Here is a 19,582-nt window from a genome sequence, read left to right as displayed (position 1 = left end):
AACATTGTGATTTAACTGCTTTATTATCAAAGGTTATAAGAGGAGATAAAAAAAAACCATGTTAATTTTTTGTTTTATATCGGATTTATTTTTTTAAAACTGGAAAATTTGTTTTGCAAGTGAAGTTGACACAGCGACTTGCATTTAGCATTATTGGACAGTTGATATCTGTTAAAAGATATCAGGGTTGCTCCCTAGAGGGGTGATAAAATTATAAAAGTAACATTACTTAATTGGTTGGGAACTATGTCTGTTAAAATCAGAAAGAGTCTTGTAGCTACAGCGCTCTTAGGCGCTACAGCATTTGCAAGCAGCAATGTGATTGCAGATCCTTTGAACGACGTACAAAAAGTAGGTCAACAAACTCAAAAGGCTGCTAAAAAGTCTCAAGAAAAAATCGACAATATCTTTGGTCAAACGCAAGAAATGATCGGCGAGTACCGTAGTGTTGTTGACGAAACTGAACTGCTAAAAGTTTATAACGACCACGTCGCACGTTTGGTCGCTGACCAAAGAGCTGGCATCGAGTCATTTGATCGTCAGATCGGAACAATTGAGAAGACAAAACAGGACGTTGTGCCTTTGATGTATCGCATGATCGATACGCTTGAGCAATTCATCAAAGCGGACGTTCCGTTTGATACTGAAACACGCATGAATCGCGTAGAGAAACTACGTGAACTGCTTTCAAATTCTAAAGTAACTACTTCAGAAAAATTCCGCCAGGTACTTGAAGCGTACACAATCGAAACTGACTACAGTTCGGTTATGGCTGCGTCTCAAGGTTCTTTAGAAATTAACGGTAAAAACATCAACGTTGATTTCGCTCGTCTTGGCCGTGTTGCTTATGTTGCTCAGTCTTTTGACTTAAAGCACGCATGGGTTTGGAACAATACTGCTAAACAGTGGGATGAACTAGGCGAAGAATACCTTAAGCCTGTTAAAGACATGATCCGTATTGCACGTGGTCAGGCTGCCCCAGATCTAGTTGCATTACCAATCTTTGGCGCGGAGTAAGTGAAAATGAAGAAACTATTTAAAGGCTTTGCAGTAGCCGCTGCACTATCTGTTTCTGCAGGTGCCGCGCTAAATGCACACGCAAATACAGAAGCTCTTGATAAAATCCTGCAGGAAGTGAAGCAAAACCGTATTTCTGAAGGTAAAATCAACAAGCAACGTGAGCAAGAATTCCTTTCTTCTCGCGCAAACCAGCAATCTTTACTTAATAAAGCAAAAAGTGAACTTGCTGCTGAGAAAGCTCGCGGTGAGCGTTTGAACAAAGAGTTCAAACAAAACGAAATCACGCTTGCTGAAAAAGAAGTTGAACTAGCTAACGCGACTGGTACTTTAGGTGAGATGTTCGGTGTTGTGCGTCGTTCAGCTTCTGAAGCTATCGGTTCAATCGAAGCATCACTAGTATCTGCTGAAAAACCAGGACGCGCTGAAGTACTTCGTTCTCTTGCTGCGGCAAAAGAACTACCAACTACTCGCGAACTAGAAGAGCTTTGGATTGCATTCCAAACTGAAATGACTGAGTCTGCAAAAGTATCTACTTTTGAAGCACAAGTTGCTGAACTAAGTGGTGAAACTAACGTTAAGCAGGTTACTCGTGTTGGTAACTTTAACTTAGTAACTAAAGACGGCTATGTTCTTTATGACGCAGCTAACAAAGCAATTACGCCACTTGGTAAGCAACCTGACGGTTATGTACTAAAAACTGTTGATTCGCTACTTAGCACATCAGCGGGTTCTTACACTAAGTTCTATGTTGACCCAACTCGTGGTTCAATCTTACGTTTGAACACACAGCGTGCTACACCTGAAGAGCGTTGGCACCAAGGTGACACAGTTGGTTACATCATCACTGCTTTATTAGCAGTAGGTGCATTGCTTGCGCTTGTTCGTTTCCTAGACCTAATGATGGTTGGTGCGAAAATCAAGGCGCAAATCAAGAACATCAATACGCCTAACACAAATAACCCACTTGGTCGTATCTTGAAAGTTTACCATGACAACAAGAACCAAGATGTTGAGAACCTAGAGCTTAAGCTTGATGAGGCGATTTTACGTGAAACGCCACGTATTGAAGCGGGTATTAACATCATCAAGATCTTAGCTGCGATTGCACCGCTACTAGGTCTATTAGGTACGGTTGTTGGTATGATCTTAACCTTCGAATCAATCACACTATTTGGTACTGGTGATCCGAAGATCATGGCAGGTAACATCTCTCTAGCGCTTGTAACTACAGCTCTAGGTCTGATCGCTGCTCTACCTCTAATCCTATTACACGCTATCGTTGCAGGTCGTAGTAAGTCTGTTCTACACATCCTTGACGAGCAAAGTGCAGGTATTGTTGCTGCACACGCGGAGAAGGAGAAAGCCTAATGCTAGTCCTGATGGAGACCTGGGAATCTATCAGGGATTTTGTTGGCACCGGCGGCCAAGTTTTATACGTGGTCGCGATAGCACTCTTTGTTATGTGGGTTTTAATGATTGAGCGCTATTGGTTCCTACTTGCGGAATATCCAAAAATGAAAAAGGATATCGTCGCTAAGTGGGACGCCCGCCAAGACACAACGTCTTGGTACGCACACAGAATCCGCGATGCATGGATTTCTGAAGCGTCTGAGAAATTAGATGAGCGTATGTTGATTATCAAAACATTGGTTGCAATGTGTCCACTAATCGGCTTACTAGGTACAGTAACAGGTATGATTTCGGTATTCGAAACCATGGCTACACAAGGTACCGGTAATGCACGTTTGATGGCATCAGGCATTTCAATGGCAACGATACCAACAATGGCAGGAATGGTTGCGGCACTGTCAGGTGTATTCTTTAGCACTCGCTTGGAAGCAAGAGCGAAAATGGCTAAAGAGCAGTTGATTGACAGCTTGCCACATCACTAGAGAGAGATATAAATATGGCACGTAAACAACGTTTTCGTGAAGAGGAAGACGCAGCAGTAGATATGACGCCGATGCTAGACATCGTATTCATCATGCTGATCTTCTTCATCGTTACCACTTCTTTCGTAAAAGAGGCTGGTATTGAAGTTAAGAAGCCTAAGGCTGCTCAAGCTCAGCAAACTAAAAACGCAAACGTCTTTATCGCAATTCGTGAGAATGGCGAAATATGGATGGACAAGCGTCAAGTTGATGTAGAGCGTGTAAGTGCAAACCTTGAGAGTATTCTTGCTGAGCAACCGACCGAAACCGTAATTATCCAAGCGGATAAAGGCGCTAAACACGGTGTGGTTGTGAAAGTAATGGACCAAATCAAGGCAACTGATGATGGCCTGAAGATTTCAATAGCTGGAGCTAAGTAATGATTCGTTTTCTGTTTTCACTGATTGCAGGTGGGGCAGTTACTTTCGGCTTATTCTTTTTTATGTCCTATCTTATCTCCGGCGGAGCTGATAGGGCTGAAGACAAAAAAGAACAAATAGTTGTCGAAATTATGACGAGTCCACCTGAATCTGAGGTGCAGGAGCGGAAGCGTGTTCCGCCTCCGCCACCACCTCCACCGAAGCAGCCGCCTAAGCCGCAGCCGCCTCAGCCTGAAAATGCAAACCCTGCAGCAGGTGCAATTGGTTTTAATATGCCAAGCATCGACTTAGGGGGAACATCTGGCGGTCTGAGTGGTCCTGGCGAATTTGGTCGCGACGGTGATGCAACACCTATCGTACGTATTGAACCTAAATATCCGGTTCAAGCAGCGCGTGATGGTAAAGAGGGTTGGGTACAGCTTTCATTTACTATCAACGAGCTTGGTGGTGTTGAAGATGTAGAAGTTATTGATGCTGAACCAAAGCGTATTTTCAATCGTGAAGCTATCCGTGCTTTGCGTAAGTGGAAATACCGCCCTAAGATTGTTGATGGGAAACCAGAGAGACAACCGGGTATCACTGTTCAGTTAGACTTTAAACTCAATCAAGGTTAAGGAGGCAAGATATGAAGCACTTACGTAAAGCAACAGCTCTTGCGCTACTTATGTCTTTGTCAGGCACTGTATACACTACGGCTGCAGTGGCTGCGCCAGACTATGCCGAGATTGAGAAGCGTAAAAATGCCAAAACCAAAATTATGGGTGAGCGTACAGGTAAGAAAGTAGTAAAAGCTTTTGACTTGTACAATGAAGATAAAATCGATGAAGCAATTGCTGAATTGAGAGATCTTGACCCTTCAAATGATTTTGATAAAGCAACGGTAAATCGTTACTTGGGCAACATGTATGCGCAAAAAGAGCAGTATGATGAGGCGATTAAGTATATTCGTGCTGCGATTGCTCCAGATGCGCTTAACTTTAAAGACCAAGCTGATTTATTTAAGCTATTAGGCGACTTGTTAGTTGGTACAAACAAGTATCAAGAAGCGGTAAAAACGTATAACGATTGGATGGACTTCACAGGTGAAGAAGACCCAAAAGTATACGCTCGTATCGCGCAAGCTTACTATGAGCTTAAACAGTACAGTAAAGTTGTAGAGCCTGCAGACAAAGCTATTAAGTTAGAAGAAGAGCCAAACAAGCAATATCATATGCTTAAAATCGGTGCCTTCTTTGAGCTTAAGAAGTATAAAGATGCAGTAAAAGTTGCAGAAACATTAGTGAAGTTGTTCCCAGAAGATCCAAAAATGTGGACACAACTTGGTTCTTTCTACATGCAAACTGAAGACTATTCTGATGGTTTGACTGTGATGGAAGTAGCATACAGTAAGGGCTACTTCGAGAAAGAAAATCACTATAAAATTTTGAGCAGCTACTATTCGCTAAACGACATTCCTTATAAAGCCGCAATTGTTTTTGAAAAAGCATTGAAGGATGGAAAGGTCGAGCGAACAAAGCAAAACATTACTGCGACTGCAAGTTACTATCATCAGGCTAAGCATTTAGTTGATGCGGCCAAGTACTATGAAGAAGCTGCAAAGTTTGACGACGATGCAGAGCTTTATAGAAAGGCTGGTAGCTTACTGTTAACAGAGCAAAAGTTCAGTGCTGCGGTAGAACGCTTAAACAAGGCGCTTGAACTTGGTACAGATAGAGAAGGGAGCACATACTCTGATCTAGCTGAAGCTTATTTATACCAAGAGAAGTATAAGCAAGCGTACCAAGCAATTGTTAAAGCTCAAGAAGATCCTCGAACACGCAAATTTGCGCGCGGTTGGGCGACGTTTATTAAAGACAAAGCTCAACGCAAAGGCGTTAAGATCTAACGAAAAGGCCCCGCAAGGGGCTTTTTTATTACTTATAGTATTTCAAAACATGCAATTTCACTCTTCAAAAGTATTAAAGTCGTTATTCTGTGTTGCAAGCTTTATGTTTATAACTGGTTGCGATAAGCCCCGTGATTTTAAGTCAATAAGCTATAAATCTGCACAAGAAAGAATGCAAGAAACCAATCAAGTTCTGATTCCTTTGCCTGATAAAACCGCGAGTAGTTCTGTTGTTTTACCCTTTACGGACAAGTATCTAGAAAAAAGACATGAAGTTTATAATCTGGTAGAAGAACAAGCATTAAACAATTGCCAGTTAGATGAACTTAACTATTTAAAAATACAAGAGCGATATCCCGAACGTTACATTATGTGGCCAGCGAGTGTTAACGTATTAGATAATGCGGTATCTATGGATCTCAATCACGATGATATCAACAACTGGTTACAAGTCTTTAAGGCGAAGCTAGAAGAGGCCCAAAAAAGTAATATTTACTTATCTCGGTTAGAATTGTCTAGGTTAAAAAGATATGTATCAGAACAGCCGGTTGGCGGTGAATTACTCGATTATTTAATGATGTATAAGCCAAGAAATGGGATTGGCCTATATCAACTACCGAATGGTAAAGAATGGTATCAGAGTAAATTAAACTTTTACTACACTAAGCCAGTTTCACCAAATAGTTTGCTTACTCAGGTGCAACAGCGCTTAGCCAGTAAGCCGATTAGTGTTAAAGCAGCTCTTAATAGCACAGAATTAAACTATGCTCTTGAAGTGATAAAAGCCCATTGTGACACGCTTAAACCTGGTCTTAATTGGGTAGATGACTATATTAACCTGCCTGCCACTGTTTTTGATTGTCAGCTAAATTTGGCAGAAGTCGATAAACTGATAGTATTGGCATTAATGGAAGTGGATTTAGGTGTTCATTATCAAGGCTGGTCTTTCAAGCAGGCAAAAGTCACACTGCAATCTAGATTAGAGCTGACAGACGAACAAGCATACAAGCTTATCGAAGGAATCGCTTTATACCCTGCCAGCATACTAACCTTTTTACCAAAGCTTTAAACTTGGTGGTTTTTTTCACAGCAATTGTGGCACCGCTGTATGGTTGGATCTGCGGATAGATCTGCAATATCTAGCTGCGTCTCACAGTCACAACAATAGCCAAATTGACCTATGTCAATTTGGCACAGTGCAGCTTCTAACTTTAATAGCCTTTGAAAGTCAGGGTACTGTAATGGGTTTATATGTTTAGCTGCGATATCCAACCACTGTGAAGGCGAACTTTGCTCTAACAACTCAGCAAGCTCACCAGCAAATTTTTGGCTAGATTGTTTCAACTCGTTCAAAAGTGCTTGTCTAACTGAAAGTAGCTCGCACTCTAATCGGTCTTGAAAGTTTCTTGTCTGTTCTGAATTCATAGTCGCTCTCCTGTGAGCTTCTATTATCATCAGCTTTGCAGATGGTTATCATGATTTGAATCAAGACTCGGACACTTTGCGTATTTCTCAAGCACTGTAACAACATCATCTTTGTGTTTTAGCGTTTTTATCTCATCAAATAACTCATGAGCCTGAGGGTATTGCCTTTTTAGGTAGCCTAACCACTGCTTGGTACGGGCTGAAAAGTACTTTTCACTTACGTTCGGGTCTTGATGCATAGACGAATGCAATATGTGATAAATAACATTTTCCCAACTTAACGTATTGTGACTATGTTGGTGTACTTTTGCTTTTATTTTTGCAGCCAAATCTGGCATTGCCAGTGCCCCACGTCCAATCATTAGATCTTTACAGCCACTTCGTTGTTGGCATAACAGTGCATCTTCAACCTGCCAGATCTCACCGTTAGCAACCACGGGAATTCTAAGGCGAGATAGCAAGGGAGGGATTTTTTCCCAATAGGCTGGGGGTTTGTAGCCATCTCGTTTAGTGCGTGCATGAATAGCTAAACTTGACGCACCTGCGCTCTGCACAGCATCAACAATTTCAGTGCTATTGCTGTCATCGTCAAAGCCTAGGCGGATCTTCGCACTGACCACATGTTCTTGTGGTACAGCCTCTCTAACGGCTTTAATTATTTGATAAATTTGTTCTGGCTCTTTAAGTAAAACTGCTCCGCCTTTACTCTTATTAACGGTTTTTGCTGGGCAGCCAAAGTTTAAATCAACACCATGCGACCCTAGCATGACGGCTTTTCTTGCATTGGCAGCAAGCACGTGCGGTACTTGCCCAAGCAGTTGAATTCTTACTGGTGTCCCAGAGCGTGTCTTTCCGTTATTGAACAACTCTGGGCAGTACCTTGTGAAAACACGTCTAGGTAAAGTTAAGTCTACAACGCGGATAAACTCGGTCACGCATAGATCAAAGCCACCAATATCAGTTAGTAATTGGCGCATTTTAAAGTCTACAACGCCTTCCATTGGGGCTAATATAAGTTTCATACTGCTTAATCGTTGCTGCAAAAGGCGGCCATTTTAAACGAGTGTTTGATATTTGCTAAGCGCAAATTTGCTTTTTTTGCTATTCGGTGAAATATTTTTAGTTCACAGTAGGTCTTGTTCAAAGAATCATTTATTTCATAAAAGAGAATCAGTCATGAATACAATCAAAAAGAACTCTATTGCTCTAACATTAGGTGCTGTTGTTGTGGGTACGGCGGGGCTAACTGCAACAGATGCAAATGCAAACCCTTTTGCGTTTCAGGCAATGACTGCAGGGTATCAGCTTGATGGTGCTGAAGGTAAATGCGGAGAAGGCAAATGTGGTGGCGAGCACAAAGGCAAAAAAGAAGGCAAATGCGGCGAAGGTAAATGTGGTTCGCGTTAATTACTGAGTGATACTACTTATAGAGCAACTTTGGTTGCTCTAGTTTTTGAGGTGAAAATGCAAACGAATAAACTTGGTAGTGTTGGTTTAGGGTTTAGACGTGAGATGATAGACGACTTTTTAACAGCGCCACCACCAAGCGCTGATTTCTTTGAAGTCGCACCAGAAAACTGGCTAAAAATGGGTGGCAAATATGGTCGTCAATTCAAAGAACTGACCGACAAACATCGTTTTATTTGTCATGGTTTGTCTCTTTCTTTGGGATCGCCGGCGCCATTAGATGTTGAGTTTGTAAAGTCTTTAAAGTCATTCTTTAAAGAGCACAACATTTTGCTCTACAGTGAACACCTCAGCTACTGCTCTGGTGACGGTCATATGTACGACCTGATGCCAATACCATTTACTGAAGAAGCGGTTACGCACGTTGCAAAGCGAATCGGCCAAGTGCAGGATATTTTAGAAAGGCGCATAGCTGTTGAAAATGTTTCTTACTATGCGGCGCCAGGACAAGAAATGTCAGAGCAAGCGTTTACCTTGGCGGTGCTAGAGCAAGCTGATTGCGATCTACTTTTAGACGTGAATAATATTTATGTTAACAGTATTAATCACGGCTATGATGCGCTTGAGTTTTTAAAAGCGATGCCTTCTGAGCGCATTGCATATGGGCATGTTGCTGGTCATTATGAAGAAGCACAAGACCTATTAGTTGATACGCACGGAGCGCCTGTATGCGATCCTGTCTGGCAACTTTTGGCTAAGGCTTATCAGTATCACGGTGTTTTTCCTACACTGCTAGAAAGAGACTTTAATATCCCTAGTTTGGATGATTTGCAAAACGAGCTCATGCATATTGAGGGTATCCAAAAGCAACATCACGCAGATGAAAAAGGGGTTGCCTAATGTCTTTTATCGATGTGCAAAATGCCTTCATGGCGCATATTCGAGATCCGCAAAATGTGAGTGGACCAAGCCATATTGAAGACAGACGACTCAATATTTATCGAGAACTGTTTTTTAACAACATTGAGGGCTTTGTATCTTCAGCGTTTCCGGTGCTAAAAAGTTTGTACAATGAAACAGATTGGCAAGGTTTAGTTCGTCAGTTTTTTGTTACGCATAATTGTCAAACGCCTTACTTCTTAGAAATAAGTCGAGAATTTTTACTCTTTTTGCAGTTTGAATATGAACCAACGCCTTCTGATCCTAGCTTTATGCTGGAATTGGCGCATTATGAATGGGCTGAGCTTGACGTAGCGGTATGCCAAAGCAGCGATGACTATGTTCCGGTTTATGACCTAGAACAACAAGCTTTGTTTTTTAAAGATACTGCTCGTAATCTCAGTTATCAGTTTCCTGTGCATCAGATCAGTGCTGATCATCTGCCAACCGAGCCTAGCGCACAGCCTCATTACTTTGTGGTTTACAGAGATCCACAAGAAGAAGTGGCATTTTTGTCGTCTAACCCGATGACTGCAATGCTCCTACAGATCATCGAACATACCCCAGGTATTAGCTTTGACGATTTAGTGACTCAAGTGCATTCGCAACTACCACAATTTGAGCTTGCGCAATTGCAAGCTGGAGCCAAACAGACTTTAACAGCATTTGTTGAGCTAGGTATTATTGCCAGTAAAAAACGTGAATAGGACTTTATCCCATTAGGCATATCGATTATTATGTGCGCCGTTTTGTCGTGCTTAAATAAAGGTAGTATTTATGTCTAAAGGTGAATTTAAAGACCCATTCAACGCAAAGTATTTTCTGGCATTTCTTGCTGTGTTTGCAGGTGTTGGGTGCTTAAACGCAATTCTTGGCTGGGCAACAGCAATCGCGGTATAAGCGACACCACAATAGAACGGGCTGCATTGCAGCCTTTTTTGTACGTTTATAACGCACTTCCATCGAGTTTAATTGAGAATCCCGCCACATAGCGTTCCATGTTTGGTCAATCTTGTTATAATCATTTTTTTGAAAATTTATTTAACAAAGCGTGCCAAAATGACACAAGTTAATTCGTCTATGATTAAAGACAGTATTGTTACTATTCCTAATTACCCAAAGCCGGGTATTATGTTTCGTGACGTAACAACGCTTATGGCAAACCCTGCCGCGTTTAAAGCAACGATTGATTGCTTCGTTTCAGAGTACAAAGACAAAGGCTTTACAAAAATAATCGGTACAGAGTCTCGAGGTTTTATTTTCGGAGCGCCTTTATCGTACGCCTTAGGTATTCCATTTATTCCTGTACGTAAGCCGGGTAAGTTACCACGAGAAGTTATCTCTCAAGCTTACCAGTTAGAGTATGGTGAAGATGTTTTAGAATTACATGCTGATGCGATTGTTGAAGGTGACAAAGTGTTACTTGTAGATGATTTATTGGCAACGGGTGGCACGATTGAAGCGACAGCTAAACTAGTTGCTCGTCTTGGTGGTGACGCAACTGATGCGGCTTTTGTCGTCTCTTTACCTGAACTCGGTGGTGAAAAGCGCGTGGTTGACATGGGTATCAATGTGCTTAAGCTGGTAGAGTTCGAAGGCGAATAATATGAGCTATCAAGTCCTGGCAAGAAAGTGGCGACCGCAAACATTTCATCAGTTGGTGGGGCAGCAACATGTTAAGCAAGCGTTAGTTAATGCGCTAAACGAGCAACGGTTGCATCATGCTTACTTATTTACTGGGACTCGGGGCGTTGGTAAAACTACCATCGCCCGGATCTTTGCTAAAAGTCTTAATTGCGATCAAGGGATAACGTCAAACCCTTGTGGCACCTGTAGTAGCTGCCAAGATATTGAAGCGGGTAAATTTATTGATCTCATCGAAATCGATGCTGCGTCACGTACAAAAGTAGAAGACACCCGTGAAATTTTAGATAATGTTCAATACGCGCCAACTCGGGGCCGTTACAAGGTTTACTTAATCGATGAAGTACATATGTTATCTAAGCATAGCTTTAATGCTTTGCTGAAGACCCTTGAAGAACCTCCGCAACACGTTAAGTTTTTATTAGCAACCACCGATCCACAAAAGCTACCAGTAACTATTTTATCTCGGTGTTTGCAGTTTAACCTTAATGCGATGTCGCAACACGATATCATCGGCCAGTTAACTGACATTCTTCCCAAAGAGCAGGTCACATTTGAGACGCAAGCTTTACAAGCATTAGCTAAAGCAGCAGATGGCAGCATGCGTGATGCTCTGAGCTTAACCGATCAGGCAATTGCGCAAACAAACGGCGATTTAACATTAGTTGCGGTGCAACAAATGTTGGGCTTAATGGATAGCGCACATGCCATTACATTGCTTTGTGCCATTATCAGCCAAGATGCAGAGACGCTAATGCAAGCGGTTGATAATATTGCAGTGCAAAACGGCAACTTTGTTAGCGTTTTAGACGATTTGATAGCATTAACACATGCCATGCAGCTAGCACAATTAGTACCGCAAGCGGCTAGGCTGAGTGACTTTGACCCGCAAGATGTGACTGTACTTGCTCAGCAAATTGGCCCAGAAAAAGTACAGCTTTATTATCAATTGTTGCTTAATGGCAAACGAGATCTGCAATGGGCACCTGAGCAAAAGTTAGGTTTTGAGATGCTAATGCTGCGGTTGCTGGCGTTTGAGAAAACTAACATACAGAGCGCACCGATTGATACAGCGAGTGTTGCTGAGCCAAAAGCCAATAAGGTTGGCAATTTGCGTGCCTTGCTAAATAAATCTAGTGAAGTGGGTAGTGAGCAACCAAAGTCAGCCACACAAGCACAAAATACGGTAGCCGCGCAGCCAACACAAGAAGAAGTAGTTACCCCGATAGCGCCCGAGGCTAACGAACATGTGCCACAGGTAAGCCATAAAGAGCAAGCTGTGTCGCAAAGCGACATGCCAACAAGCCCAAACAGCGATGTTCAAAATGACGAGTATCAGCAGCATCAAGATTATGCAGCGCAATACGAACACGTGATGGCGCAAGCAAGTGAGCAGGGCTTTGCAACCAACGAGCAGCAAGTTAAAAGCACTGATATTGCTCCTGAAGCGGTTGAGCAAGCACCGCAACAACAGAGCGTGGCAAGTAACCTTGCAGATAAAGAGCAGCAGGCCCAATCGGCCATCGCACGTATTTTGCAAAACCGTAAAATATCGGGTGCAGGGCAATTGTTGCAAGGGCAGGAAGGTGAGGTAAAAAAGCCTCAGGCGCGCCCAGCGCCGATAAACCAGACGACGCCACCGGTTAAGAAAAAAGTTGCTTTTAAAGAGCGACATAAAACCAAACAAGAGAATTTAGCACCAGAGTTGTTAGAGCAAATAGCGCCCCCAACGACTAACAAAGTAGTTGAGCCACAAGAGCCTAGCATTCCAGTGCCAGAAGATTTTAGTAGCCCAATTAGCGATATTAAGTTTGCCCACCAGCAAGATGAATGGGCGCACTTAATTAAACGCATGGGACTTGGTGGTAGAATGCGCCAATTTGCCTTGCATTCTATTTTTACCAAAGACGGGCATACGTTTAATTTAGAAGTAGACCAAAGTCAGCAGCACTTAGACAGCCCAATGCTTAGACAAAAGCTAACCGCATCGCTTAGTGAAATATATGGTTACGAAGTGCAATTAGAAATTTGTTTTGCACCAGGGGTGATAGATTCACCCTATCTAATCCAACAGAAGATTGATGCCGACCGTTACCAACAAGCTGTTGATGTGATAAATAGCGACCCAAATATTGTGCAGTTTGTCCAAGAATTTGATGCAGCGGTCGATGAAAATACAGTACAGGCATTGTAATCAAGTACAATAGCCCTTATCTTTTAGCCCAATTGAATTGATGTAAGAGAGCATATTATGTTTAAAGGTGGAATGGGTAACATGATGAAGCAAGCGCAGCAAATGCAAGAGCGCATGCAAAAAGCCCAAGAAGACATTAAAAACTTAGAAGTAACAGGCGAAGCTGGCGCAGGCTTAGTAAAAGTAACCATGCTAGGTAGCCACAACGTACGTCGTGTTGAAATTGACGAAAGCTTAATGGAAGACGACAAAGACATGATTGAAGACCTACTTGCAGCGGCGTGCAACGATGCCGTTCGCCGCGTAGCAGAAGAGTCTGAAAAGAAAATGTCTGAGATCACAGGCGGTATGCAATTACCACCTGGCTTCAAAATGCCATTCTAGTTGTAACTATCTAAAATATATAGGTTTTTCTATTGTTCTGTCTAACTTAGACAAATATTGGACAAATCTAAGTAAAAAGCTCAGGTTTTCAGGCCTGAGCTTTTTATTTTTATCGGGGTAAACTCACTTACTCATTGTCTAATCCCTTATTCGAATCGTTAACAAATATCGTAAACATCGCTTGCTCATGCGACGCTATTTGGGTTTCTGTCCATTCAGTAGCAGTATTCATCAGGATGGCGAGGAGATGGTTTGCAAAGGACACTGCAACTGTACATTGCAAAACCTGAATTAATTTCTTAATGTCGTATTTTATTTATATTCTTAAAAATCAATTTATTATCTATAAATCCTAATCATAAAAAACAGCGTCAGCACAAAATCAGGCATAGATCATACGCGCGTCAGGTATTTAAAAAAGGCTTTAGTTAGTTTGGTTACTTGTTCATAAATACTAAAAATAAGGATAAGTGATGAACTTCAAACCGACACTCATTATGCTACCGTTTTGTTTAATGTTGAGTGGTAAAAACTTTGCGCAAGACAAGTCTTGTGTTTCAGCGCAAGAATACTTTGGAGAGCAGCCGCCGGGTTTAATGCCTAAGCTGTTCGACCCTAAAATTGTCTCTCCTGAGGGGCGCTTTGAAGGGGGGATGTATAATCATGATATGACTGAGTTTTATTTCACCCGCAAAAATGGCAAGTATAAAAAGCGCACCTTTTTTGTTATCCGCTATGAAAATGGCTGTTGGGGGGAAGAGGCTGAAACGGATATTCGCTGGCCGCAATTTTCTGCTAATGGCAAGGTGATGCGCCTTGGTAAGCAGTATAAAGAGCGCACAGCAACAGGTTGGTCCCAGCCTAAAAACCTAGGCGCGTTTATACAAGAGCAGGGGCATGGTTTGTCTGTATCGGCAAACGGAACTTATTATTTTCCGTTTTATAAAAAACAAGATAATGGCCATGGCAACATCGGCTATTCGCAGCGAGTGAATGGCCAATACCAAGACCCGATAAAGCTGGGGCCACAGATCAATACCGGAGAGTGGATAGCACACCCTTATATTTCGCCCGATGAATCATATTTAATGTGGGATGTGGTGCGCGATGTAGGTCACGGTGGGTCTGACATTTATATCAGCTTTAAAAATAAAGAAGGAGAGTGGTTACCTGCCATCAATATGGGCGAGCATATTAATACTGACTCTGATGAAAGTTCTCCGTGGATAAGTTATGACGGGAAGTACCTATTTTTCTCTCGTGGTGATTGGCATCGTCGAGCAGATGGTAGCAAAAATTGGGTGGGTAGAAGTTACTGGGTTGATGCTAAAGTGATCGAAAATTTGCGACCTAAGTTCTAACTCGTGTTACCAGCGCAGTCATAAGCCCATGGCTGCGCGCTTTTTAGCAAAAGTTAAGCACTGAAAGTCAGTAAGGTGTTGACTTTGGTTGTTACGAGGTAGCAGTGAGTCATAATTTCGTCATTATAGTATCGTGATTTCGTCATCATTTATTTCTGAAAAGGTAACAATGGGGCCGTATCTTCTGCGACTTGTTGATTTTAGTCGTTCACTCAGAAGTAGAAGTACAGATGAAAAAGCCTCTTTCAGTTTATTTTGCCGCAGCCCTTACATTGTCGGGGTTAACCCATGCCATTTCTGCACACGCGCAGCCTTTAATTTTCGATACGCAAGTAAAAGTTGTCACCGCTAATTTATGGCATGATTTAAGTGCCAAGGCACATTACTACGAGGCAGGCGTTGCCGAGTTTAAGCATTTAGATGCCGATATCATTTTTACGCAAGAGGCCGATGGCGCCAGTGCTCGCCTTGCAAATGACCTGGGTATGTATTTATGGCAAGGCAGCTACGCAGCAAGTTCAATGGGCATTTTGTCTAAATTTCCGATAAAACAGGTAATAGATACCGATGCAACGGGTAGTCATATTGGCGCGGTACTAGATATTAATGGCCGTGATGTAGTGGTTTGGTCAAACCACTGGAATTATAAGCAATATGTATCTTACGATGCACGTGGTGGCAATGGCACAACGTGGGCGGCGCGCAAACACTGCCAAGCGGTAAGTGGTAGTAACGAGTTAGATGCACTGAACGACTCGTCACAACGACCCATTCAGGCTGCCAGCTTAGTGCAAAGTTTAAAGCCCTATATTGAGCAAGGTATACCCGTGATTGCAGGTGGCGATACCAATGAGCCAAGCGGTTTAGATTGGACCGCTGCTACTGCTAATATGTTCGACCATAAAGGCACGGTATATGATTTTAAATCTCACCGCATTGTTCGAGCGGGTGGGCTAACCGATAGTTATCGCAAGCTTTATCCAAATCCTGTTACGCATCCAGGCGTGTCGTGGCCGTTTAGACAAGAAGATAGCTGGACCAAAGGCAGCACATATATCAAAGAATGTGGCAGAGCATTAGATGACAGAGATCGGATCGACTTTATCTATTACAGCCAACAAGTTGAAGGCATAAGCTTGCAAAGCGCGGCATTTGTTGGGCCACGTTTTAATACCTACTTTAGCGGTCCCGATGGGCAAGATCCCCATCATAATTGGCAAGACCCATACGTAGGGCGACTGGTGAATAGCGAAACGCAAGAGCCAGAGTATGGCATCTACGACTTTCCATCTGATCATTTGTGGTATCAAACGTCATTTATCATTAAAACGCCGTCAGATAAAAGCACAAGTGTGTCGCTAGATAACAATGCCAAGTTCGACAATGTACTATTAAGTGTAGCAGGCACCGATCTGCAAGTAACATTTACACTTAATAATAGCCAGTATATGGGTACAGATATTGACTACTCGGTCAATGTATCAACTAAAAGCGCGGCTCCATCTGATCAAAGCGGTGGGAGTGTTAGTATCACTAGCAATCAGTACAATCAACAAATCTCTTTGATAATTCCTAAGCGCTTTTTGACTAGCCAATTTGAGAATAACGATATTCAATTACGTTTGTTCCATAACAACGGTGCATCGCCACGTGTGGATGCGGTGCACGATTTAAGCTGGCCTGAAATTAACGCCATGATTGATTTAGGCGCAACCACAAATACAAACATTCGCGCTTCTAAAGCGGTTTATGGCGTTAATGAAAGTATTGTTGCTAACTTTAGTAATGCACCAGGCAATGCCAAGGACTGGATTGGTATTTACTACAAAGGCAACCCAAGTGATGGTTCGGTGTATTCGATTGATTGGCAATACATAGACGGGCAAACATCAGGTAAGAGAACTTTTACAGGACTAAAGGCGGGTGAGTACTTGTTGCGACTGTTTGAAAACAATGGATATAAGCTATTGGCGCAAACAAGCTTTGTAGTTGAGTAAGCGCTTTAAAAAAGTCACAGAATATCTGGTTAGGTACATAAGTGCTTTTTGTTGCACTTATGTACTCTAAATGATGATTGTGGTACTTTTTCGCATATTCACTCATGCTTGGCAAAGTTCAAAAAGCGAAGCCAATATAGAAAAACGACATTTATGCAATTATCACCGAGTTTAACTGCCCTTATTGAAGCCTTACGTTGTTTGCCTGGCATAGGCCCAAAGTCTGCGCAACGGATCGCTTTTCACTTATTAGAGCGCGACCGCGATGGGGGAAATCAGCTGGGAAACTGCCTGACAAAAGCAATGGAGGTGATCGGACATTGCCAGTCATGTAGAACGTTTTCAGAGTCGCCTCAATGTGATATCTGCCAAAGTATTAAGCGTCAAGACAGCCGTTTATTATGTATTGTTGAGTCGCCCACCGATGTACTGGCGATTGAACAAACGGGTCAATATCAGGGGCTCTATTTTGTGTTAATGGGGCATTTGTCGCCCATAGACGGCATTGGCCCTAAAGAAATCGGCTTAGATTTACTCGAGCAAAAGCTGTCGCAAGGCAATATTGATGAAGTGATATTAGCAACTAACCCAACTGTTGAAGGGGAAGCAACCGCTCACTTTATTGGTGAACTGTGTAATAAATATCAGGTTAACGCATCGAGAATTGCACATGGTATGCCAGTTGGAGGTGAGTTAGACTTGGTGGATGGTATGACCCTAATGCATGCATTTTCTGGTCGGCGTTCTTTGCGCTCATAACGCAGATTACTTGATGATGTGGCCATGCGAAGCTCGCTTGGCTGCCGATGTATGAAACGCGCCGTTTTGCGATGGGGCGTTTCTTTTGCAACAAGATGGCCATAAATTGTTGAGGCTGTATTCTATCTTGAAAAAATTTACACGCTCCCCTTGAAGTTAAAAAACTCCCCCCCATATCTGATTGCATATTAACACTGCATCAATTGGTTATACCGGAGAGAACAATGACCGCAGCTCAAAAAGAAACATTAGGCTTTCAAACAGAAGTCAAACAACTATTAAACCTAATGATCCATTCTTTGTATTCAAACAAAGAGATCTTTTTACGTGAACTGGTGTCAAACGCATCTGACGCAGCAGATAAACTTAGGTTTTTAGCACTATCTAACGGCGACCTGTATGAAGGTGATGCCGACCTTCGTGTTCGCGTCAGTGTCGATAAAGACGCCAATACCATTACCATTTCAGACAACGGTATTGGTATGACACGTGATGAAGTGATCAGCTCATTAGGAACTATTGCAAAATCAGGCACAGCTGAGTTTTTCCAAAACTTGACTGGTGACCAAGCAAAAGACTCGCAATTAATTGGTCAATTTGGTGTTGGCTTTTACTCAGCATTTATCGTCGCTGATGCGGTAACTGTTGTTACACGTAAAGCTGGTGAGAAAACAGCTGTTGAATGGCACTCAAAAGGCGAAGGTGAATACACATTAGCTGAAGTTGCAAAAGAGGGCCGTGGTACCGACATTATTCTTCACCTTCGTGAAGATGAAAAAGAATTTTTAGATAATTTCAGATTACGTGGCATTGTCACTAAGTACTCAGATCACATCTCTATTCCTGTTGAAATGTATAAAGAGCCAGTGCCTGAGTCTGAAGGTCCTGATGGCGAAAAAATCGAAGCTAAACCAGGTGAATGGGAAGCCATCAACCGTGCTACGGCACTTTGGACACGTGATAAGTCAGAGATCAGCGAAGAAGAATATAAAGAGTTTTACAAGCACGTAGGCCATGACTGGGAAGAACCACTAACTTGGGCACACAATAAAGTAGAAGGTAAAACAGAATACACCAGCTTACTTTATATCCCTAAAAAAGCACCTTTTGACCTTTGGAATCGTGAGCGTCAAAGCGGCTTAAAACTGTATGTACAACGCGTATTCATTATGGATGACGCTGAGCAGTTTATGCCAAGCTACCTACGTTTTGTAAAAGGCTTGCTTGATTCAAACGATTTACCACTAAACGTATCACGTGAAATTTTACAAGATAACAAGATAACTCAAGCTATCCGTAAAGGCTGTACGTCACGCGTACTTAAAATGCTTGAGCGCATGGGTAAAAATAAGCCTGAAGAGTATCAAACATTCTGGAATGAATTTGGTCAAGTGATCAAAGAAGGCCCAGCAGAAGATATGGCTAACAAAGAAGCCATTGCTAAGCTTTTACGCTTTAGCTCAACTCACACTGACGAAAGTACACAAAATGTGTCTTTGGAGCAGTACATTGAGCGTATGAAAGAAGGCCAAGATAAGATTTATTATGTGGTATCTGACAGCTTTGAAGCCGCTAAGAGTTCTCCGCACTTAGAGATCTTCCGTAAGAAAGGCATTGAAGTGTTACTACTTTCAGACCGTGTTGACGAGTGGATGATGAGCCACTTAACTGAATTTGACGAAAAGCAGTTCCAGTCAATCACGCGTGGCGACTTAGACTTGGGTGACTTGGATGACGAAGAAGCCAAAAAAGCGCAAGAAGAAAGTGAAAAAGAAGTAGAAGGCTTAGTTGAGCGCGTTAAAACAGCGCTTGGTGATAAAGTGAAAGAAGTACGCTTTACACACCGCTTAACAGACTCGCCTGCTTGCGTGGTAGCCGATGAGCATGACATGAGCTCACAGATGCAAAAACTGATGGAGTCAGTAGGACAAGCGGTTCCTGAGCAAAAGCCTGTATTTGAGCTTAACCCTGAGCATCAGCTTGTTAAGCATTTAAATGTTGAGCAAGATGAAGATAAGTTCGCTCAGTGGTCAGAAGTATTACTTGATCAAGCGCTACTTGCAGAGCGTGGCAGCCTAAAAGACCCTGCAGGTTTTGTGACTCGCTTAAATAAATTGATGCTTGATTTAAGCAAGTAATCAATAATAGGTAACTAGGAAGGGGCCAATGGCCCCTTTTTTCGTTTTTAAGACCGATAAAGCTTAGCAATTAGTATAAGTCGCTTGAGAATCTCGGGCGCATGTGAAAAAATTTAGA

At 42.4% G+C, this 19,582-nt stretch carries 19 protein-coding genes and 1 pseudogene; 18 read left to right on the top strand and 2 right to left on the bottom strand.

Features of this window, described 5'->3' with window-relative positions; translation table 11 throughout:
• The first annotated feature begins 246 nt into the window (after positions 1 to 246).
• Genes GDK41_RS10415 through GDK41_RS10385 form a run of 7 tightly spaced genes read left to right on the top strand, consistent with a single transcriptional unit; the run spans position 247 to position 6,285 of the window.
• On the top strand, positions 247 to 1,017 hold the full coding sequence (locus GDK41_RS10415; protein WP_152086358.1) for a DUF3450 domain-containing protein: 771 nt from the start codon (positions 247 to 249) through the stop codon (positions 1,015 to 1,017).
• A 6-nt stretch (positions 1,018 to 1,023) separates the two neighbouring features.
• On the top strand, positions 1,024 to 2,388 hold the full coding sequence (locus GDK41_RS10410) for a MotA/TolQ/ExbB proton channel family protein (protein ID WP_152086357.1): 1,365 nt from the start codon (positions 1,024 to 1,026) through the stop codon (positions 2,386 to 2,388).
• Positions 2,388 to 2,912, top strand: a complete 525-nt coding sequence (locus tag GDK41_RS10405; RefSeq protein WP_152086356.1) for a MotA/TolQ/ExbB proton channel family protein — start codon at positions 2,388 to 2,390, stop codon at positions 2,910 to 2,912. Before GDK41_RS10410 ends, GDK41_RS10405 begins: the two co-directional genes overlap by 1 nt.
• Before the next feature lie 14 nt (positions 2,913 to 2,926).
• Positions 2,927 to 3,331 (top strand): ExbD/TolR family protein, encoded by a 405-nt coding sequence (locus tag GDK41_RS10400; protein WP_105168645.1) that lies wholly within the window; start codon positions 2,927 to 2,929, stop codon positions 3,329 to 3,331.
• Entirely contained in the window at positions 3,331 to 3,945 is a 615-nt protein-coding gene (locus GDK41_RS10395) for an energy transducer TonB (RefSeq protein WP_152086355.1), read from the top strand. The genes GDK41_RS10400 and GDK41_RS10395 overlap by 1 nt, the downstream gene beginning before the upstream one ends.
• An 11-nt stretch (positions 3,946 to 3,956) precedes the next feature.
• Positions 3,957 to 5,216, top strand: a complete 1,260-nt coding sequence (locus GDK41_RS10390; protein WP_152086354.1) for a tetratricopeptide repeat protein — start codon at positions 3,957 to 3,959, stop codon at positions 5,214 to 5,216.
• A 49-nt stretch (positions 5,217 to 5,265) separates the two neighbouring features.
• On the top strand, positions 5,266 to 6,285 hold the full coding sequence (locus GDK41_RS10385) for a hypothetical protein (protein ID WP_152086353.1): 1,020 nt from the start codon (positions 5,266 to 5,268) through the stop codon (positions 6,283 to 6,285).
• Here GDK41_RS10385 and GDK41_RS10380 read toward each other — a convergent pair.
• Together GDK41_RS10380 and GDK41_RS10375 are read right to left on the bottom strand one after the other, a co-directional pair.
• A complete protein-coding gene (locus tag GDK41_RS10380; RefSeq protein ID WP_152086352.1) occupies positions 6,282 to 6,641 on the bottom strand; it encodes a conjugal transfer protein TraR in 360 nt (119 codons plus the stop codon). The two genes, GDK41_RS10385 and GDK41_RS10380, sit on opposite strands and share 4 nt — an antisense overlap.
• 29 nt (positions 6,642 to 6,670) lie before the next feature.
• Positions 6,671 to 7,663, bottom strand: a complete 993-nt coding sequence (locus GDK41_RS10375) for a tRNA-dihydrouridine synthase (protein WP_152086351.1) — start codon at positions 7,661 to 7,663, stop codon at positions 6,671 to 6,673.
• Positions 7,664 to 7,817: 154 nt separating this feature from the next.
• On the opposite strand from GDK41_RS10375, the pseudogene GDK41_RS10370 reads away from it, so the two are divergent.
• The 11 genes and pseudogenes from GDK41_RS10370 to htpG all read left to right on the top strand — a co-directional run.
• A pseudogene (locus GDK41_RS10370) lies at positions 7,818 to 8,039 on the top strand (HvfA family oxazolone/thioamide-modified RiPP metallophore); the annotation flags it as partial.
• A 66-nt stretch (positions 8,040 to 8,105) separates the two neighbouring features.
• A complete protein-coding gene (locus GDK41_RS10365) occupies positions 8,106 to 8,948 on the top strand; it encodes an HvfB family MNIO-type RiPP peptide maturase (protein WP_152086349.1) in 843 nt (280 codons plus the stop codon).
• The gene (locus tag GDK41_RS10360; protein ID WP_152086348.1) at positions 8,948 to 9,694 is read left to right on the top strand and encodes an HvfC family RiPP maturation protein; all 747 of its coding nucleotides are present in this window, start codon (positions 8,948 to 8,950) and stop codon (positions 9,692 to 9,694) included. The genes GDK41_RS10365 and GDK41_RS10360 overlap by 1 nt, the downstream gene beginning before the upstream one ends.
• A 70-nt stretch (positions 9,695 to 9,764) precedes the next feature.
• Entirely contained in the window at positions 9,765 to 9,887 is a 123-nt protein-coding gene (locus GDK41_RS20440; RefSeq protein WP_269473128.1) for a hypothetical protein, read from the top strand.
• A gap of 159 nt (positions 9,888 to 10,046) precedes the next feature.
• The gene (gene apt / locus GDK41_RS10355; protein ID WP_152086347.1) at positions 10,047 to 10,592 is read left to right on the top strand and encodes an adenine phosphoribosyltransferase; all 546 of its coding nucleotides are present in this window, start codon (positions 10,047 to 10,049) and stop codon (positions 10,590 to 10,592) included.
• Position 10,593: 1 nt separating this feature from the next.
• Complete coding sequence (gene dnaX, locus GDK41_RS10350; RefSeq protein WP_152086346.1) at positions 10,594 to 12,825, top strand: DNA polymerase III subunit gamma/tau; 2,232 nt, start codon at positions 10,594 to 10,596, stop codon at positions 12,823 to 12,825.
• Positions 12,826 to 12,882: 57 nt separating this feature from the next.
• A complete protein-coding gene (locus GDK41_RS10345; RefSeq protein ID WP_070991532.1) occupies positions 12,883 to 13,209 on the top strand; it encodes a YbaB/EbfC family nucleoid-associated protein in 327 nt (108 codons plus the stop codon).
• A gap of 473 nt (positions 13,210 to 13,682) precedes the next feature.
• Entirely contained in the window at positions 13,683 to 14,570 is an 888-nt protein-coding gene (locus tag GDK41_RS10340; protein ID WP_152086345.1) for a PD40 domain-containing protein, read from the top strand.
• A gap of 230 nt (positions 14,571 to 14,800) precedes the next feature.
• Positions 14,801 to 16,567: an endonuclease/exonuclease/phosphatase family protein gene (locus GDK41_RS10335; protein WP_152086344.1), complete on the top strand. Its 1,767-nt coding sequence runs from the start codon at positions 14,801 to 14,803 to the stop codon at positions 16,565 to 16,567.
• A 153-nt stretch (positions 16,568 to 16,720) separates the two neighbouring features.
• Positions 16,721 to 17,326 carry a recombination mediator RecR gene (gene recR, locus GDK41_RS10330; RefSeq protein WP_152086343.1) on the top strand — a complete coding sequence of 202 codons (606 nt, stop codon included), beginning with the start codon at positions 16,721 to 16,723 and terminating at the stop codon, positions 17,324 to 17,326.
• A 224-nt stretch (positions 17,327 to 17,550) separates the two neighbouring features.
• Positions 17,551 to 19,464, top strand: a complete 1,914-nt coding sequence (gene htpG / locus GDK41_RS10325; RefSeq protein ID WP_152086342.1) for a molecular chaperone HtpG — start codon at positions 17,551 to 17,553, stop codon at positions 19,462 to 19,464.
• Positions 19,465 to 19,582 lie beyond the last annotated feature (118 nt).

Source organism: Pseudoalteromonas sp. A25, from assembly GCF_009176705.1.
In the GTDB taxonomy this organism is placed as follows: domain Bacteria; phylum Pseudomonadota; class Gammaproteobacteria; order Enterobacterales; family Alteromonadaceae; genus Pseudoalteromonas.
This window is presented reverse-complemented; position numbering and strand designations above follow the sequence as displayed.

Excerpts from the sequence above, each read along its gene's own strand:
- GDK41_RS10415 (WP_152086358.1), top strand. The coding sequence starts at position 247 with ATGTCTGTTAAAATCAGAAAGAGTCTTGTAGCTACAGCGCTCTTAGGC.
- GDK41_RS10410 (WP_152086357.1), top strand. The coding sequence starts at position 1,024 with ATGAAGAAACTATTTAAAGGCTTTGCAGTAGCCGCTGCACTATCTGTT.
- GDK41_RS10405 (WP_152086356.1), top strand. The coding sequence starts at position 2,388 with ATGCTAGTCCTGATGGAGACCTGGGAATCTATCAGGGATTTTGTTGGC.
- GDK41_RS10400 (WP_105168645.1), top strand. The coding sequence starts at position 2,927 with ATGGCACGTAAACAACGTTTTCGTGAAGAGGAAGACGCAGCAGTAGAT.
- GDK41_RS10395 (WP_152086355.1), top strand. The coding sequence starts at position 3,331 with ATGATTCGTTTTCTGTTTTCACTGATTGCAGGTGGGGCAGTTACTTTC.
- GDK41_RS10390 (WP_152086354.1), top strand. The coding sequence starts at position 3,957 with ATGAAGCACTTACGTAAAGCAACAGCTCTTGCGCTACTTATGTCTTTG.
- GDK41_RS10385 (WP_152086353.1), top strand. The coding sequence starts at position 5,266 with ATGCAATTTCACTCTTCAAAAGTATTAAAGTCGTTATTCTGTGTTGCA.
- GDK41_RS10380 (WP_152086352.1), bottom strand. The coding sequence starts at position 6,641 with ATGAATTCAGAACAGACAAGAAACTTTCAAGACCGATTAGAGTGCGAG.
- GDK41_RS10375 (WP_152086351.1), bottom strand. The coding sequence starts at position 7,663 with ATGAAACTTATATTAGCCCCAATGGAAGGCGTTGTAGACTTTAAAATG.
- GDK41_RS10365 (WP_152086349.1), top strand. The coding sequence starts at position 8,106 with ATGCAAACGAATAAACTTGGTAGTGTTGGTTTAGGGTTTAGACGTGAG.
- GDK41_RS10360 (WP_152086348.1), top strand. The coding sequence starts at position 8,948 with ATGTCTTTTATCGATGTGCAAAATGCCTTCATGGCGCATATTCGAGAT.
- GDK41_RS20440 (WP_269473128.1), top strand. The coding sequence starts at position 9,765 with ATGTCTAAAGGTGAATTTAAAGACCCATTCAACGCAAAGTATTTTCTG.
- apt (WP_152086347.1), top strand. The coding sequence starts at position 10,047 with ATGACACAAGTTAATTCGTCTATGATTAAAGACAGTATTGTTACTATT.
- dnaX (WP_152086346.1), top strand. The coding sequence starts at position 10,594 with ATGAGCTATCAAGTCCTGGCAAGAAAGTGGCGACCGCAAACATTTCAT.
- GDK41_RS10345 (WP_070991532.1), top strand. The coding sequence starts at position 12,883 with ATGTTTAAAGGTGGAATGGGTAACATGATGAAGCAAGCGCAGCAAATG.
- GDK41_RS10340 (WP_152086345.1), top strand. The coding sequence starts at position 13,683 with ATGAACTTCAAACCGACACTCATTATGCTACCGTTTTGTTTAATGTTG.
- GDK41_RS10335 (WP_152086344.1), top strand. The coding sequence starts at position 14,801 with ATGAAAAAGCCTCTTTCAGTTTATTTTGCCGCAGCCCTTACATTGTCG.
- recR (WP_152086343.1), top strand. The coding sequence starts at position 16,721 with ATGCAATTATCACCGAGTTTAACTGCCCTTATTGAAGCCTTACGTTGT.
- htpG (WP_152086342.1), top strand. The coding sequence starts at position 17,551 with ATGACCGCAGCTCAAAAAGAAACATTAGGCTTTCAAACAGAAGTCAAA.